Here is a 15404-nt window from a genome sequence, read left to right on the forward strand (position 1 = left end):
CCACGCTCTGCCGGATCGCTTGAGGAAGGTTCGAAGAGTGCTCGATCGGCGGAGGGGACCGTGTGGGGAGTCGAAGAAACGGAGTGATGCCGCCATGACGACCGACACTCTGATCCGCCCCCAACACGCCCCGCCACACGTCGGGTTCGGTGAGTTGTACGGGCAGGTGCTGCAGTTCTACGCACATCAGATGCAGCTGTTCGACGGGCATGAGGCCGAGCGTTGGGCGGCGACGTTCACCGAGGACGCCGTCTTCGACGTTCCGACGCTGGACGCCCCGCTGCGGGGCCGGGCGGGGCTGGCCGCGAACGTGCGGCGCAATCGGGCTGTGCAGGAGCGCAGCGGTGACCGGCTGCGGCATTTCGTCGGCATGCTCGACATCCAGCCGGGCCGCGCGGACGAGTTGCGCACCCGCTGCTATGCGCTGGTGTACGGCACCGGGCGTGACGGCGGTTGCCGGGTGGTGCGGGTCTGCGTGATGCAGGACGTGCTGGTGCGGGTGCGCGGCAAGTGGCGCACACGCCATCGTGTGGTGACCCGGGACGATCTGGTCTGAGGCAGGAGGGCGAAGAGATGACGATCCATACCGACGAATCCGCCACCCTGCCCGTCACCGGGCCCCACATCGCCGCAGCTGTCCCGGCACCCGCCACCACGGTCGTGCCGGAGCCGGACGGAGCCGTGGAGGGCGGGGTGAGCGCGCTGTCGTATGCGCGGGTGCAGCAGTTCTACGCGCGCCAGACCGTCTTGTTGCAGGAGTCGCGCCTGAGTGAAGTGGCGGCGTCGTTCACGGAGGACGGTGTGCTGGTGTGCGCGCCCCTCGTGCCGCGGGTCCAGGGCCGTGCCGCGATCGCCGCCGCGCTGGCCGGCATGTACGGGCGGCGCTCGGAGGAGGAACCGGTGCGCTGCCGTTACTGGCTCGACGCGCTGTGGGTGGAGGAGTCGCCCGGTGGTGTGCTGCACGCCCGCTACCACACACTGGTGACCCGGGTGCGTCCTTGGCATCCGGTGGCCTCTGCGGGACCCAGTGCGGGCGTCGAGGACGTGCTGGTCGTGTGCGGGGGCCGGTTGCGGGTGCGTGAGCGTCGTATCACTCTCGACCACCTGTCCTTCTGAACCCTCTGACCCAGGGCCTCCGAGCACCCCGTGCGGGACGCGTGGCCACCCGGACCTCAGCTCTCCATGAAGTGCCGGCGCCAGTGCCCGCAGGCACCGAACGGCTCCGACAGGACGAGGTGAGCACCGAGTGGCCCGGCCCTGCCGTCGAACTCGGCGTCCAACCTGGCCACGAGCCTGCCGAGATCAGCCCGAGCACCCAGGGGAAGCCACAGCAGCACGTCCTCCAGACGGTCGCGCGCGACCAGCGGATCACAGCAGTCGCAGCCGATCATCGGGTCCGGGAGAACGCGCCCCGGCCGGTTCAGGTACCACTGGCACTCGGCCAGTGCAGCGGCCACGGCACCCGGCCGAAGGCGCTCGTCCTCCAGCTTCCGGATCGCCGCGCGAGTCGCCGCGGAGATCCCGCGGATCCGGCGCACGGGGCCGCCCCCTCGGGGTCGCCAGCGCTCCGCGCGCAACCCTGCCGGACGCCTACGCGGCATCGACCTTTCGGATCAACATGCCTTCATCCTGCCACGGCCCGCGCGACCCCGACCACGCTCCCTGCTCGCCGGACGCGGTGGCAGCATCGAGCCTGCTCACACGCAGGGCCCGTGCGACGCTTCACTCGACGGCCGGTGTGAGCTTCCGCAGCGCCTTCTTGTCGACCTTCCCCATCGGTGTGCGCGGAAGCTGCGGCACCGGGATCAGCCGGTCCGGGATCTTGTACGTGGCCAGGCCGCGACCGCGCAGGAACTCCTTCATGGCGGACGGGCGGACGTCGGCCTGGTCGAGGACGACGAAGGCGTAGGTCCGTTCGCCGAGCACGGTGTCCGCCACGCCGATGACGGCCGCGTCCTGGACCGCGGGATGGGTGCGCAGCTGGCGCTCCACCTCCTCCGCGGAGACCTTCTCGCCGGCCCGGTTGATCACGTCCTTGATCCTGCCGACGATCTCGATGTTGCCGTCCGGGCGGCGTCGGACGAGGTCGCCGGTGCGGAAGAAGCCGTCCGGCGTGAACGAGCGGGCGTTCTCCTCGGGGGCGCGGTAGTACCCGCGGATCGTGTAGGGGCCCCGGACCTGCATTTCGCCGGCTTCCCCGTCGGGCAGGGGGTTCCCCTTCTCGTCGACGACGCGCACCTCGTCACCGGGTGACATGGGCCGGCCGTCCGTGCCGACGGCCACCTCCTCCGGGTCGTCGAGCCGGGTGTGGGTCAGCAGACCTTCGCTGATGCCGTACCACCGCTGCACCCTGCAGCCCAGTGTCTTCGCCGCACGGAGCGCCAGGGCCGGGTCGAGCGGTGCGCTGCCCACCTGGATGAGCAGGCGGGACAGTTCCCCGGGCGGGCGCCCGGCGTCGGTCCACAGCCGCAGCACCGAGGGCACGACCGTGGTCACCGTGACCCCCTCGCGGAGCATCAGCGCGAAGACGTCGTCGGGCCGCACACTCGACGTGAGGACCGCCTTGCCGCCCAGCAGGAGGCTGCCGAGGACGCCCGGGCAGGCCAGGGCCGCCTGGTGCGCGACCGGGTTGACGGCGAGGTACACCACCTCCGCGCCCACCTGCATCGCCTCCGCGCTGGCCCGCATGACGTACGCGTAGTCGTCATGGGTCCGCGGGATCAGCTTCGGCAGCCCGGTGGTGCCTCCGGAGAGCAGGAACAGCGCGGGGTCGGACGCTTCCACGCGGGGCAGCGTGACGTCCTTCGCGTCCAGTGACTCCAGCGACTCCAGCGAGGTGAACTCCTGGGCGTCACCGCTGACGATCACGTGCGGGACCGGCGCGATCTCCCGGGCGATCGTGCGGAAGTCGAACCCGCCGAACTCGTCCTTCACCACATAGGCGACAGCTCCGGAGTGCGCGCACAGGTGCGCGATCTCGGCTCGGCGATGACCCGGCAGTGCGAGGACCGGGATCGCACCGGCCCGCATCAGGGCGAGGACCACGACGACGAACTCGGGGACGTTGGGCAGCTGCACCACCACCCGGTCCAGGGGCCTGATGCCCAGGCGGATCAGGCCACCCGCCAGCCGATCCGCCCGCCGGGCCAACTCCGCGTAGGTCATCCGGCGTTCGCCGCACACCACGGCCACCCGCTCGGCGTTCCGCTCGCACGACTCGTGCAGCAGGTCGCCGAGCGGCCGGCCGAGCCAGACTCCGGTCCGGCGCAGTTCTGTCACGAGGTGCTCGGGCCAGTGCACGAAACCGTCAAGCATGGTCACGGTCCCTTCCAGAGGTCGATCGAGGCGTGGAGCGGGGTGACGATCGGAGCGGCATGGCGGTCCTGTCGGCTCCAGGAGGACGCTCGCCCCGACCCGGACCGACCCGGACCGAGCCGACCCGGACCGACCCGACCCGGACCGAGCCGACCCGGACCGGACCGGACCGAAACCGGACCGGCCCTGCCGCGGGCCGCGGGCCGCGGGCCCCGGGCCGCCGGTCACGCGCCGTGCCGCGTCGCCTCCCTTGGCATCGTCGGCGTCAAGGCGCCCCGCCCCCCGGTCTCTTGCCGACATCTGTCGTGGGCCGTGCGAATCCCCGGCGAGTGGCAAACATGGTGCGGACGGAACGACGGCCGCCGGGAGGGCGAACAGGATGAGCGGGAAACGGGAGCGCGGATGGGTGCGGTCGCTGGCCACCGGTGACCCGCTCGGCCTGCGGGTGGTGTGCTTCCCGCACTCGGGGGGCTCGGGGATCGCCTTCGGCGAGTGGGCCGCCGCGGTGCCGCCCGGGGTGTCCCTGATGGCCGTCCAGTACCCGGGCCGCGGCGACCGCTTCGGGGAGCCCCCGGTGGACGACGTGACCGCGATGGCCGCCTCCGTCGCGGCGGAGCTGCGGCGTCTGCCGCCGGGCGATCACATCCTCTTCGGGCACAGCCTGGGCGCCCTGGTCGCCTACGAGACCGCCCTGCTGCTGAGGGACGCCGGCGAGGGGCCCCGGGCACTCTGCGTCTCCGCGGCTCTGCCACCCGGCCGGATGACCGACAGGGACACCTACAAGGCACCCGACGACGAGTTCTGGACGACCCTGTGCGCACTGGGCGGCATCGAACCCGCCGTCGCCGGGAACGCCGAACTGCGCGACCTGCTCCTGCCCGTCATCCGCTCCGACCTGCGGGCCCACGCCACCTACCGCCCCCGCCCCGGCACCCGTCCGCTGTCCTGCCCCGTGCGCTGCTACCACGGCGAGGGCGACCCCCTGGTGGAGCAGGAGCAGTTGGCGGGCTGGGCGGCCGTCACCACCGGCGGCTTCACCGAGACCGTGCGGCCGGGCGGGCACTTCCACGTGACGGCCGACGTCGCGGAACTCGTCAAGGACGTGCTCAGCCAGGGCCGGAAGTGAGACGGCCGTGACCACCATCGCGGTGATCCCCGGTGACGGCATCGGCCCGGAGGTGATCGAGCCGGCCCTGGACGTCCTCGACGCACTCGGCCTCGGGACGCGCACCGACATCCTCGACCACGTCAACGCGGACACATACCTGCGCACCGGGGAGGCCCTGACAAGCTCCGACCTCGACCGGATCAAGTCAAGCGAGGCGGCGCTCCTCGGCGCGGTCGGCGACCCCCGGCTCGGCGACACACCGTACGTGCGCGGTGTCCTCACCACCCTGCGTCTCGAACTGGACCTGTACGTCAACTACCGGCCCGCCAGACTCTGGCACGACAGGCTCAGCCCGCTGCGCGACCCGGCCCGCAGGGCGATCGACTGCGTGATCGTCAGGGAGAACACCGAGGGGCTCTACAGCGGCATCGGCGGCGGTGCTCGGACCGGGACACCCGAGGAGATCGCCGTGGATGTGGACCTCAGCACCCGCCACGGGGTGTCACGTGTGCTGGAGTTCGCCTTCTCCGTGGCACGCAGGTCGGTGTGCCTCGTCGACAAGGCCAACGCCGTCCGCAACGGCGGGCAGTTGTGGCAGCGGTGCTGGGGCGAGGCGGTGGCTCGGCACCCGCACATCGCGACGTCCCACCTCTACGTGGACACCGCCGCGCTGCGCCTGGCCACCGACCCGACCGGCTTCGACGTCATCGTCACCAACAACTCCTACGGCGACATCCTGAGCGACCTCACGGCCGCGCTCGCCGGCGGCCTGGGCGTCGCGGCGTCCGCCAACCTCAATCCGGTGACGGGACGAGCCCTGTTCGAGCCCGTGCACGGCAGCGCCCCCGACATCGCGGGCAGCGGCACCGCCAACCCGTTCGGGGCGATCCTCTCCGTGGCGCTGCTCGCCGAGCACCTGGGCCGGAACGAGGAGGCGGACGCCGTGCGCCGGGCGGTCGCCGCGGCCGTGGCGGCCGGCCGTGTCACCCCCGATCTCGGCGGGCCTCTCGGCACGAAGGAGGTGGGTGCCGCGGTCCTGGCGGAACTGCGGCGGCCATGACCGGGCGCGGACGCACGGACGCCCGTGCATCGACGGGCGGAGCCAACGGACGAGGGGCGGGAACAGCATGAACGGCACCGGCACGGGCCGCACGGACGGGAACGGCACCCCCTCCACGGCCGAGAACACAACGACCCGCACGGACCGCAGCCCGGAGACCGTCATCGTGGGCGCCGGTCTGGTCGGCGCGGTCGCGGCGTGCTATCTCGCCCCCCGGTTCGGACCCGTCACCGTCCTGGAGAAGCGGCCGGACCCCAGGGCCGACCCCGGCCCGCAGCGCCGGTCCCTCGTCGTGATGCTGTCGGCACGCGGCTGGCGCGCCCTGTCGGACCTCGGCGTCGCGGACGCCGTACGCCGGATATGCGTCCCCCTGCACGGACGGTGCGGGCACCTGCCCGACGGCCGGACACGGATGACCCCCTACAGCCGGGACGGCCGGCCGATCTGGGCCGTTGAGCGCCGCCGGCTGCACCGGATCCTGCTGGACGCGGCCGAGGCAACCCCCGGTGTGAGCATCCGCTTCGGGCAGCGCGTGCGTTCCGTGGACCTGGACCGTCCCGCGGTGCAGGTGGAGGACCGGCACGGCACCCACCGGCTGACGTGCCGCCGCATCCTCGGCTGCGACGGCGCGCACTCCGCCACCCGGGCCGCCCTCCAGACGCGCGGCGCCCGGATCGAGGTGCGCACACTGGACCTGGCGTACCAGGAGATCGACGTGCCGGCCGGCCGGCTGGAGCCGGACATCACGCACTACTGGCCCAGCGGGCAGGCCATGTTCGCCGCCCACCCCCTGCCGTCGGGGAAGCTCTCCGGCTCCCTGTTCATGCGCCGCGACGGCCCCGCCCCGTCCTACGCGGCGGCCCGCGGCGGCCAGGAGCTGTCCGCGCTGTTCGCCGCCCACTTCCCCGAACTGACCGGCATCATCCCCGACATCGAGGAACAACTCGCCACCAAGGCGGTCTCCACCCTGACGGCCGTCCACTGCGACCGGTGGGTCTGGCGCGACACCTTCGCGCTGCTCGGCGACTCCTGTCACGCGATGGCGCCCTTCATGGGACACGGCATGAACTGCGGCTTCGAGGACGCCCGTGTCCTCGTCGACTGCCTCGACGCAACCTCCGACCCGTCGGCGGGCCTGGCCGCCTACGAGACGTCGCGCACCGAGGACGCCCACGCCATCTCCGAACTCTCCTACCGGCACTACTTCACCATGGCCAACCCTCCGCGCGAGGAGAGTGCGGCGGATGTGCTGCGCGGGCGGCTGACGGCCCTCTTCCCCGACCGGTTCGTCCCGCTGTACGAGCGGTGCGCCTTCACCGAGGAGGGCTACGCCTCCGTACTGCGTGACGACCGGCGGCTGGACCGGCTCGTGGCGGACCTGCTGGCCCGGCACGGCACCGGACTGGTGTCGGTGCCCGACGACCGGCTGCGCGCCTGCGTCCACGCCCCGACCACAGCAACCCTGGAGGACTCCGGATGTTCGTGATCCTGTTCAAGTCGCACCTGTCCGAGCAGGCCGGTGAGGAGTACGAGGCGACCGAGGAGCGGATGCAGGAGCGGGTCCGCGCGATCGCCGGGTCCGATCCGGTGGAGGTGAAGCACTACACCGGGGAGGACGGTGAACGTCTCGCCGTCATGATGTGGCGCGACGGGGAGACACTCGACAAGTGGCGGCGCGACCCCGAGCACCGGGTGGCGCAGCGCATGGGCCGCGAACACTGGTACGACTCCTACGAGTTGACCGTCGCGCAGGTGATCCGTACCAGCGGCCACGACAACCGGAGCCGGGCCGGGACAGCCGAGGAGTCGCGCCACTAGGCCCGGGCGGACCGGCGTGAGGCCCTCCGGCAACGCGGGCGGAGGGCGTGCTGCGGCAACACCCGGGGCGGGCGCCGAACAGGCCCCGACCGGCGTCGCATGGCGCGGAAATTTCGGATGGTGGCCAATTCCTTCTCGATCTCTGGCCAACATCTTTCATCGCGGTTGTTCGACCACCTGGACCACGACAAGCATCGGGCACGGCAAGGGGCCGTTGACCGGGAAACCACTGTGCTGGGGGCATCTGGATGGGTTGTACCGGAGTCACATCCGCGCAGGAAGCCATGTGGCTCGCGCAGGAGTTCAGCCCTGAGGTGCCGAACAACGTGGCGACCCTCTGGGACATCGACGGCGACCTGGACACCGCCCTGCTCGCCGACGCTCTGCGGGCGGCGGTGGCGGAGGCCGACGCGCTGAAGGTGAACTTCCGCCGGGACGACGACGAGTTGCGGCCGGTCGCCCGGGACCTCTCGGAATGGCAGCCGTTCCGCCTCGACGTCGGCGACGCCGCCGATCCGGCCGACGCGGCCCGCGCCGTCGTCGCCGACCTCGTGCGCCGGCCCTTCGACCTGGCCGAGGACGCGCTGCTGCGGACGGGCTCCATCCGGCTGGGCCCCGGACGCCACCTGCTCGTGCTCGTCTTCCACCACATCCTCACCGACGCGTTCGGCGTCCTCACCCTGCTGTCGGGGCGGATCGCCGAGATCTACCGGGCGCTGCGCGCCGGCTCGGCGGTGCCCGCCGGCGCACCGAACCCGCCGCAGGACGCGGCGGACAAGGACGCCGCCTACCGGACGTCGAAGCGGTTCGCCGACGCCGAGCGGTTCTGGCCCGACTACCTCGCCGGTGACCTGCCCGCCGCCCGTCTGCCCGCCGGTGTCCGTCCGCCCGCGGGCGCCGCCGGCGGCGAGCCCGGGTACTGGGACGGCCTCACCGAACCGCAGGGCATGTCCACCCGCACCACGACGGTCCCGGCCGCCGAACTCGCCGACTGGGAGCGCGCCTCCCGCGCGACCGGGACCTCGGTGCCGGATCTGATCGCCTCGGCAGCCACCGCGTTCCTGGGGCACATGTGCGGTCTGGCCGAGCCGCTGCTGACCATCACCGTCAACCACCGCGTCGGCGCGCTACGCCGCTCCCTCGGCCTGCTCTCCAACCGGGTGCCGCTGGGCTCGCGGGTGGACCCCGAGGCCGACTTCGTGGAACTGGCCGAGGCGCTCGGCCGGGAGCGGCGCCGTGTCCTGCGGCACGCCCGGCACGACATCTCCCTGATCAAACGGGCGACCGGTCACCCCGCGGACGCGCGCAGCCCGTTCGGCGCCGTCGTCAACGTCCTCCCGGCCGTCGAGGCGCTCGACCTGGCGGGCGCCACCGCCCGCTTCGCCGGAGGCACCTTCGGCGTGATCGACGAGGTGATGATCTGCGTCTACACCGACGGACGGGCCGGCAGCGACCTGTACGTCCGGTTCGACGCGCCGCGCACCGAGTACGACCAGCAGGACATCGCCGGGCTCGCGGACCGGTTCACGATGTTCCTGCGGAGGGCCCTGGCCGACCCACGGGCCCCGGTCGGGACCGTCACCGCGCTGCACCCCTGCGAGCAGCGCGCGCTGCTCACCGAGTACGCCGGTCCCACCGTGCCCACGCCGCCGGTGACCTTGACCGAACTGCTGGACCGGCAGGCCCGCGCCACCCCGGACGCCGTCGCGCTGCTGTGGGAAGGATCCCCGACGACCTACCGGGAACTGGCCGAGAGGTCCGGCCGGCTCGCGCGCCTGCTCACCGAGCGCGGCGCCGGACCCGAGCGGTGCGTGGCCGTCGCGGTGCCCCGCTCCCCGGAACTGGTCGTCGCGCTGATCGCGGTCCTCAGGGCGGGCGCCGCCTACCTGCCGGTCGACCCGGACTACCCGGCCGCGCGGGTCGCCTTCATGCTCGCCGACGCCCGGCCCGCCCTGCTGCTGACGGCCAAGGACACGGCGGACCGGCTGCCCCCCACGGACGTCCCCGTGCTCCTGGTCGACGACGTCCCGCCCGCCGAAGGGCCCGTCGCCCCCGCCGCGCACAGTGTCGACCACCCCGCCTACATGATCTACACGTCGGGGTCGACCGGACGACCCAAGGGCGTCGTCGTCACACACGCCGCGATCGTCAACCGGCTGCTCTGGATGCAGGACCGCTTCCGCCTCGACGGCACCGACCGGGTCCTGCAGAAGACCTCCGCCTCGTTCGACGTGTCCGTCTGGGAGTTCTTCTGGCCGCTGATCACCGGCGCGACCCTGGTGATCGCCAGACCGGACGGGCACCGCGACCCGGACTACCTCGCCGAGCTGATCCGGCGGGCCGGCGTCACGACGGCGCACTTCGTCCCGTCGATGCTCGCGGAGTTCGTCACCGACGAAGCGGCCGCCGCTTGCACGGGGCTGCGCCGCGTCGTGTGCAGCGGAGAGGCGCTGCCGGCCGAACTGGCCGCGCGCTTCCACCGCACCTTCGGCGTACCGCTGCACAACCTGTACGGGCCCACCGAGGCGGCCGTGGACGTCACCGCCTGGGAATACCGGCCCGGGGCGCGCACCGTCCCGATCGGGACCCCGATCTGGAACACCGCGCTCTACGTCCTCGACAGCCGGCTGCGACCGCTGCCGCCCGGCGTCCACGGCGACCTCTACATCGCGGGCGCCGGACTCGCCCGGGGCTACCACGACCGCCCCGGCCTCACCGCGGAGCGCTTCGTGGCCTGCCCCTTCGGTGAACCCGGGCGGCGCATGTACCGCACGGGCGACCTGGCGCGGTGGAACGCCCAGGGGGAGCTGGAGTTCGCCGGTCGCGCCGACCACCAGGTGAAGATCCGCGGCTTCCGGGTCGAGCCCCAGGAGATCGAGGACACGCTGACCGGCCATCCCGCGGTGCTGCGGGCGGCGGTCGTCGCCCGGCCCGGCCGGGGCGCGGACGCAGCCGCCCAACTCGTCGCCTACATCGTCCCGGTGACCGCCGGCGGCAGCCGCCCGGCCGGCGCCGACTGGGATCTCCACGCCGGTGTGGACCTCGCCGAACTGCGGGGCTTCGTGGCCGCGCGGCTGCCCGCCCACCTCGTGCCCGCGGCGTTCGTCGCACTCGACCGCCTGCCGATGACCGCGAACGGCAAACTCGACCGGGCCGGGCTGCCCGAGCCGGAGATCACCCGCCGGGCCCACCGTCCGCCCACGACCCGGGAGGAGAGCCTCCTGGCGGCCGCTTTCGCCGAGGTGCTCGGTCTGAGCGACATCGGGGTGGACGACGACTTCTTCGCCCTGGGCGGCGACAGCATCCGGGCGATCCAGGTGGTGGCCCGCGCCCGCGCCGGTGGCCTCGCCCTCAGTCCGCGCACCGTCTTCGACTGCCGAACCGTCGCCGCGCTGGCACAGGCGGCGAGCCGTACCGACGCCCCGGCCGCCCTCGCCGAACCGGAGGGCGGGGGCGTCGGCCTGCTGCCGCTGCCGCCCATGGCCCGGCTCCACGCCGAGCGGGGCCCGGGCCTGGACCGCCTCGCCCAGTGGCTGGTGCTGGAGCTGCCCGAGGCCGTGGACCTCCACGACCTCACCGAGGCCCTGCGCTGCGTGCTCGACGGGCACGACGTCCTGCGCTCACGGTTGACGGACGACGGCCTCCTGGTGCAACCGCCCGGCACGGTGGACGCCGGTGCCCTCATCGACCGGGTCGACTGCACGGGGGACTGGGGCGGCGAGGCGTGGCAGACCCTGCTGCGCGCCCGCGCCGCCGAGGCCGTGCGGCACATCGACGCCCGCGCCGGGCGGATGCTGCGGCTGGTGTGGTTCCCAGGGACCGCGGGCGGGCCCGGGCGCCTGCTGGTCGCGGCCCACCACCTGGTCGTCGACGGCTTGTCCTGGCGGATACTGCTGCCCGACCTGGCCGCCGCCTGGCGGCAGGTCCGGGACGGCCGCACTCCCGTACTGCCGCGGGTGGGCACCTCTCTGCGGGGCTGGCTGCACGCCCTGGCCGAGGAAGCGGCCCGCCCCGAGCGGGTGGCGGAGGCGGCGTGGTGGCGCGAGCTGCTCGCGGCCCCCGTCGCACCCGTCGGCTCCCGGCCGCTCGACCCCGCCCGGGACGTCACCTCCACCACCCGCACCGTCCGGGTGGAACTCCCCGCCGACCTCACGGACGCGCTCCTGACCTCCGTGCCCGCGGCCTACGGCAGCGGCGCCGACGACGTCCTGCTCACCGCCCTCGTCCTCGCGCTGGCCCGGCGCCGCCGGGGCCTCACCGACGGCACGGCGGTCGTGCGGCTGGAGGGGCACGGCCGGCAGGAGGAGCTGGTGCCCGGCGCGGACCTGTCCCGCACGGTCGGGTGGTTCACCACGGTCACCCCCGTACGCCTCGACGTCTCCGGGATCGACGTGGACGCCGCGATCACCGGGGCGGCAGCCGCCGGAGACGCCCTGAAGCGGGTGAAGGAGCAGCGGCGGGCCCTGCCCGACGGCGGCATCGGCTACACCCTGCTGCGCTACGTCAACGACGACACCGGCGAAATACTGCGTCCCCACCCGGCGGACGACATCGGCTTCAACTTCCTGGGGCGCTTCACCTTCGAACGCCCGGAGCCGGTGCCCGGCCAGGACTCCACCGAAGGCTCCGGCTGGATCCCGGCGCCGGAATGCGCCGAGCTGGTCGCCGCACCGGCCGCGGACATGCCGGCCCCCAGCGCGCTGGAACTGAATGCCCTGGTGACCGGGACCGGCGACGACGCCCGCCTCACCGCCCTGTTCACCTACGCCACCGGGGTGCTGACGGCCGACGAGGTCCGCGCCCTGTCCCGGACCTGGTGCGCCGCCCTGCGCGGCCTGCGGGACCTGGTCGCAGCCGGGGGACGGGGTCTGACCCCGTCCGACGTCCCGCTGGTCACCGTCGGCCAGGAGGCTCTGGACGACTGGCAAGGACGCTTCGGACGCGTCAGCGACGTGTGGCCGCTCACCCCGTTGCAGGACGGGCTGCTCTACCACACGATGCTCGCGAGCAGCGCGTCCGAGGCGTACCAGACGCAGTTCGTCTACCGGCTCGAGGGCGGTGTCGACCCCGGGCGCCTGCGGGCGGCGGGCCAGGCCCTGCTCGACCGGCACCCGAACCTGCGGGTCGCGTTCCAGCCGGGCGCCACCGGTGCACCCGTGCAGATCGTCGTGGACGACGTCCCGCTGCCCTGGCGGCACCTCGACCTCACCGGCGAGGACGACGCGGCCGAGCGGCTGGAAGAGATCCTCGCCGGGGAGCGCGACGCCCGGTTCCACCCGGACAGCCCGCCACTGCTGCGCCTGACCCTCGTCACCCTCGGCCCCCGGCACGCCGAACTGGCCCTCACCGCCCATCACGTACTGCTCGACGGCTGGTCCGTGCCGCTCATCGGACGAGAGCTGATGGACCTGTACGCGGCCGACGACACCGGACGCGCCGTGCGCTCGCACGGGTACCGGGACTTCCTGAGCTGGCTCACACACCAGGACACGGCACAGTCCGCCCGCGCCTGGGCCCGCGAACTGGCGGGTGTGACGCAGCCGACCCTGCTGGCGCCGACGACACCCGGTGCCCGGCCCGCCGACAGCGGCAGCGGGCAGATCGACGTGCCGCTGACCGGCGAGGACACCACCGCCCTGGCGCGCCGCGCCGCCGAGTGGGGCGTCACCACCAACACCCTGGTGCAAGGCGCCTGGGCCATGGTGCTGGCCCAGCTCACCGGCAGCGAGGACGTGCTGTTCGGTGCCACGGTCGCCGGCCGGCCCACCGGGCTGCCCGGTGCGGCCGGCACGATCGGTCTGTTCATCAACACGGTGCCGGTGCGGGTGCGGTGGGCACCGGCCGACGCCGTTCCGGAGGTGCTGCGACGGCTCCAGGACGCCCAGGCCGGGCTGCTCGACCACCATCACGTGGGACTCGCCGACATCCAGCGGGCGACCGGGCTGAACGAACTGTTCGACACACTGGTGGTGTTCGAGTCGTTCCCGGTCGACCGGACCGGTCACCCGGCGGCGGACGCATCGGCGCGCCCGGGATCGGCGGAACCCGGATCGGCGGAACTCACATCAGCGGCACCCGGATCGGCGCGACCGGTGGTGGCGGGTATCCGCCCGTACGCCCCGCCCCACTATCCGCTCACCGTCATCGCGGCGGCCGACCCGCTGCTGCGGATCTCCTTCCAGTACCGCCGCAACGTCTTCGGGCGGACCGCCGTGGAGGCGCTCGCCGACCGGCTGGTGCGGATCCTGCGGCAGTTCGCCGCCGGCTCGCCGCCCACTGCCGGCGCCCTCGACGTGCTGTCCGGCGCCGAGCGCGAACAGGTGCTGCACGGCTGGAACGACACGGCGGTCACGCCCCCTGGGCGGACCGTTCCCGAACTGATCGCCGCCCAGGCGGCCCGGACGCCCGAGACCGTCTGTGCCGAGTTCCGCGGGCACCGGCTGACCTACCGGGAACTGGAGGAGCGGTCCGGCCGGCTGGCGCACTGGCTGGCCGGGCGGGGCGTGGGCCCGGAGTCCCGGGTCGTGGTGCTGCTGCCGCGCTCGACCGACCTGGTGGTCGCCCTGCTGGCCGTGTGGAAGGCCGGCGGCACGTACGTGCCGGTGGACCCGGAGTATCCGGCCGCCCGGGTGCGGGCCGTGGTCGAGGACAGCGCACCGGTCCTGGTCCTCGACGAGAAGCGGCTGGCTTCGGTGGACCTGACCGACCGGTCCCCGCACCCCGCCCGCGGCCCGCGCGTACCGCTCGGCGCCGACCACGCCGCCTACGTCATCTACACGTCCGGCTCCACCGGCACGCCCAAGGGCGTGGTGGTCCGGCACGGCGCGCTGGCGATCCTGCTGACCGGTATGCAGAAGCGTTTCGCCCTCACCCCGGACGACCGGCTGCTGGCCTGCGCCACCGTCGCGTTCGACATCGCCGCGCTGGAACTCTTCCTGCCGCTGCTCACCGGCGGCCGGGTCGTCCTGGCCGGCAAGGACGACATCACCCAGCCGACGGCGCTGCTGGACCTCGTCCGGCAGTCCCGTGTCACCGTCATGCAGGCCACCCCGGCGCTCTGGCAGAGCCTCGCCACCCACGCGCCCGACTGCCTGGCGGGGCTGAGGGTGATCTCCACCGGCGAGGCCCTGCCGCTGGCACTCGCCGAGACCCTGTCCCGGCACGCCGCGGAGGTCACCAACCTCTACGGCCCGACCGAGACCACCGTCTACGCCACCGCCGCCCGTGTGCTCCCCGGCGGCCGCGGCATGCCTCCCTCCGTCGGCGGCCCCGTCGCCGGCACCCGGATCCTCGTCCTCGACCGGGCACTGCGCCCCGTACCGCCCGGCGCCACCGGCGACCTCTGGATCGCCGGCGAGGGCCTGGCCCGCGGGTACCACAACAGGCCGGGCATGACCGCGGAGCGGTTCGTGGCCTGCCCGTTCGGTCCACCGGGCACCCGGATGTACCGCAGCGGGGACCTCGCCCGCTGGACGGCCGCGGGCGAGGTCGAGTACCTCGGCCGCTCCGACCACCAGATCAAACTACGCGGTCACCGGATCGAGCCCGCCGAGGTCGAGCACACCCTGACCCGCCATCCCGCGGTGCGCCGCGCCGCCGTCATCGCCCGGGAGGACCGCCCGGGGGACCGCCGGCTGGTGGCGTACGTGGTGCCGGAGGCGGGCGCCGAACCCACCACGGCGCTGCTGCGGGAGGTGGTGGGACAGCGGCTTCCGGCCTACATGATCCCGGCCGCGTTCGTGACCCTCACCGAACTGCCCCTGACCCCCAACGGAAAACTCGACCGTTCCGCCCTGCCCCGCCCGGAGTTCGCCGGGGACGAGTACCGGCCTCCCCGCACACCCCGGGAAGAGACGTTGTGCGCCTTGTTCGCCGAGGTTCTGGGCGCCGAACGCGTCGGCCTGGACGACGACTTCTTCCTTCTGGGCGGCCATTCCCTGATGGCCACCCGGCTGGTGGCCCGGGTGCGCGCGGAAATGGGCGTGGACATCCCGATGAGCATCCTCTTCACCGCGCCGACCGTCGCCGAACTGACCGCCCGCTGGGACGAGATGGCGACCTCCACTCGAATGCCGCTGCGGAGAATGACCGAAAGGTAGGAGA

At 73.4% G+C, this 15404-nt stretch carries 9 protein-coding genes; 7 read left to right on the forward strand and 2 right to left on the reverse strand.

From position 1 onward, the window contains the following. The first annotated feature begins 94 nt into the window (after positions 1–94). Together ACZ6ZN_RS30640 and ACZ6ZN_RS30645 are read left to right on the forward strand one after the other, a co-directional pair. Positions 95–556 carry a nuclear transport factor 2 family protein gene (locus ACZ6ZN_RS30640; RefSeq protein ID WP_469651279.1) on the forward strand — a complete coding sequence of 154 codons (462 nt, stop codon included), beginning with the start codon at positions 95–97 and terminating at the stop codon, positions 554–556. 17 nt (positions 557–573) lie between these two features. Beyond that, entirely contained in the window at positions 574–1116 is a 543-nt protein-coding gene (locus tag ACZ6ZN_RS30645; protein ID WP_469651282.1) for a nuclear transport factor 2 family protein, read from the forward strand. Between the two features lie 56 nt (positions 1117–1172). Here ACZ6ZN_RS30645 and ACZ6ZN_RS30650 read toward each other — a convergent pair whose 3' ends face one another. After that, a complete protein-coding gene (locus ACZ6ZN_RS30650; protein WP_469651285.1) occupies positions 1173–1457 on the reverse strand; it encodes a hypothetical protein in 285 nt (94 codons plus the stop codon). Between the two features lie 265 nt (positions 1458–1722). After that, positions 1723–3315 (reverse strand): (2,3-dihydroxybenzoyl)adenylate synthase, encoded by a 1593-nt coding sequence (locus tag ACZ6ZN_RS30655; protein ID WP_469651374.1) that lies wholly within the window; start codon positions 3313–3315, stop codon positions 1723–1725. 379 nt (positions 3316–3694) lie between these two features. Between ACZ6ZN_RS30655 and ACZ6ZN_RS30660 the strand changes: the two genes are divergently transcribed. The 5 genes from ACZ6ZN_RS30660 to ACZ6ZN_RS30680 all read left to right on the forward strand — a co-directional run bounded on the left by ACZ6ZN_RS30660 (position 3695) and on the right by ACZ6ZN_RS30680 (position 15400). Further along, positions 3695–4441, forward strand: coding sequence for a thioesterase II family protein (locus ACZ6ZN_RS30660; RefSeq protein ID WP_469651288.1), 747 nt, complete (start codon positions 3695–3697; stop codon positions 4439–4441). 7 nt (positions 4442–4448) lie between these two features. After that, on the forward strand, positions 4449–5483 hold the full coding sequence (locus ACZ6ZN_RS30665; protein ID WP_469651291.1) for an isocitrate/isopropylmalate dehydrogenase family protein: 1035 nt from the start codon (positions 4449–4451) through the stop codon (positions 5481–5483). Positions 5484–5550: 67 nt separating this feature from the next. Further along, the gene (locus ACZ6ZN_RS30670; RefSeq protein ID WP_469651294.1) at positions 5551–6969 is read left to right on the forward strand and encodes an FAD-dependent oxidoreductase; all 1419 of its coding nucleotides are present in this window, start codon (positions 5551–5553) and stop codon (positions 6967–6969) included. After that, on the forward strand, positions 6960–7301 hold the full coding sequence (locus ACZ6ZN_RS30675) for an antibiotic biosynthesis monooxygenase family protein (RefSeq protein ID WP_469651297.1): 342 nt from the start codon (positions 6960–6962) through the stop codon (positions 7299–7301). The genes ACZ6ZN_RS30670 and ACZ6ZN_RS30675 overlap by 10 nt, the downstream gene beginning before the upstream one ends. Positions 7302–7549: 248 nt before the next feature. Beyond that, the gene (locus tag ACZ6ZN_RS30680) at positions 7550–15400 is read left to right on the forward strand and encodes an amino acid adenylation domain-containing protein (protein WP_469651299.1); all 7851 of its coding nucleotides are present in this window, start codon (positions 7550–7552) and stop codon (positions 15398–15400) included. Positions 15401–15404 lie beyond the last annotated feature (4 nt).

It is taken from the genome of Streptomyces sp. NPDC053665 (genome assembly GCF_055585285.1).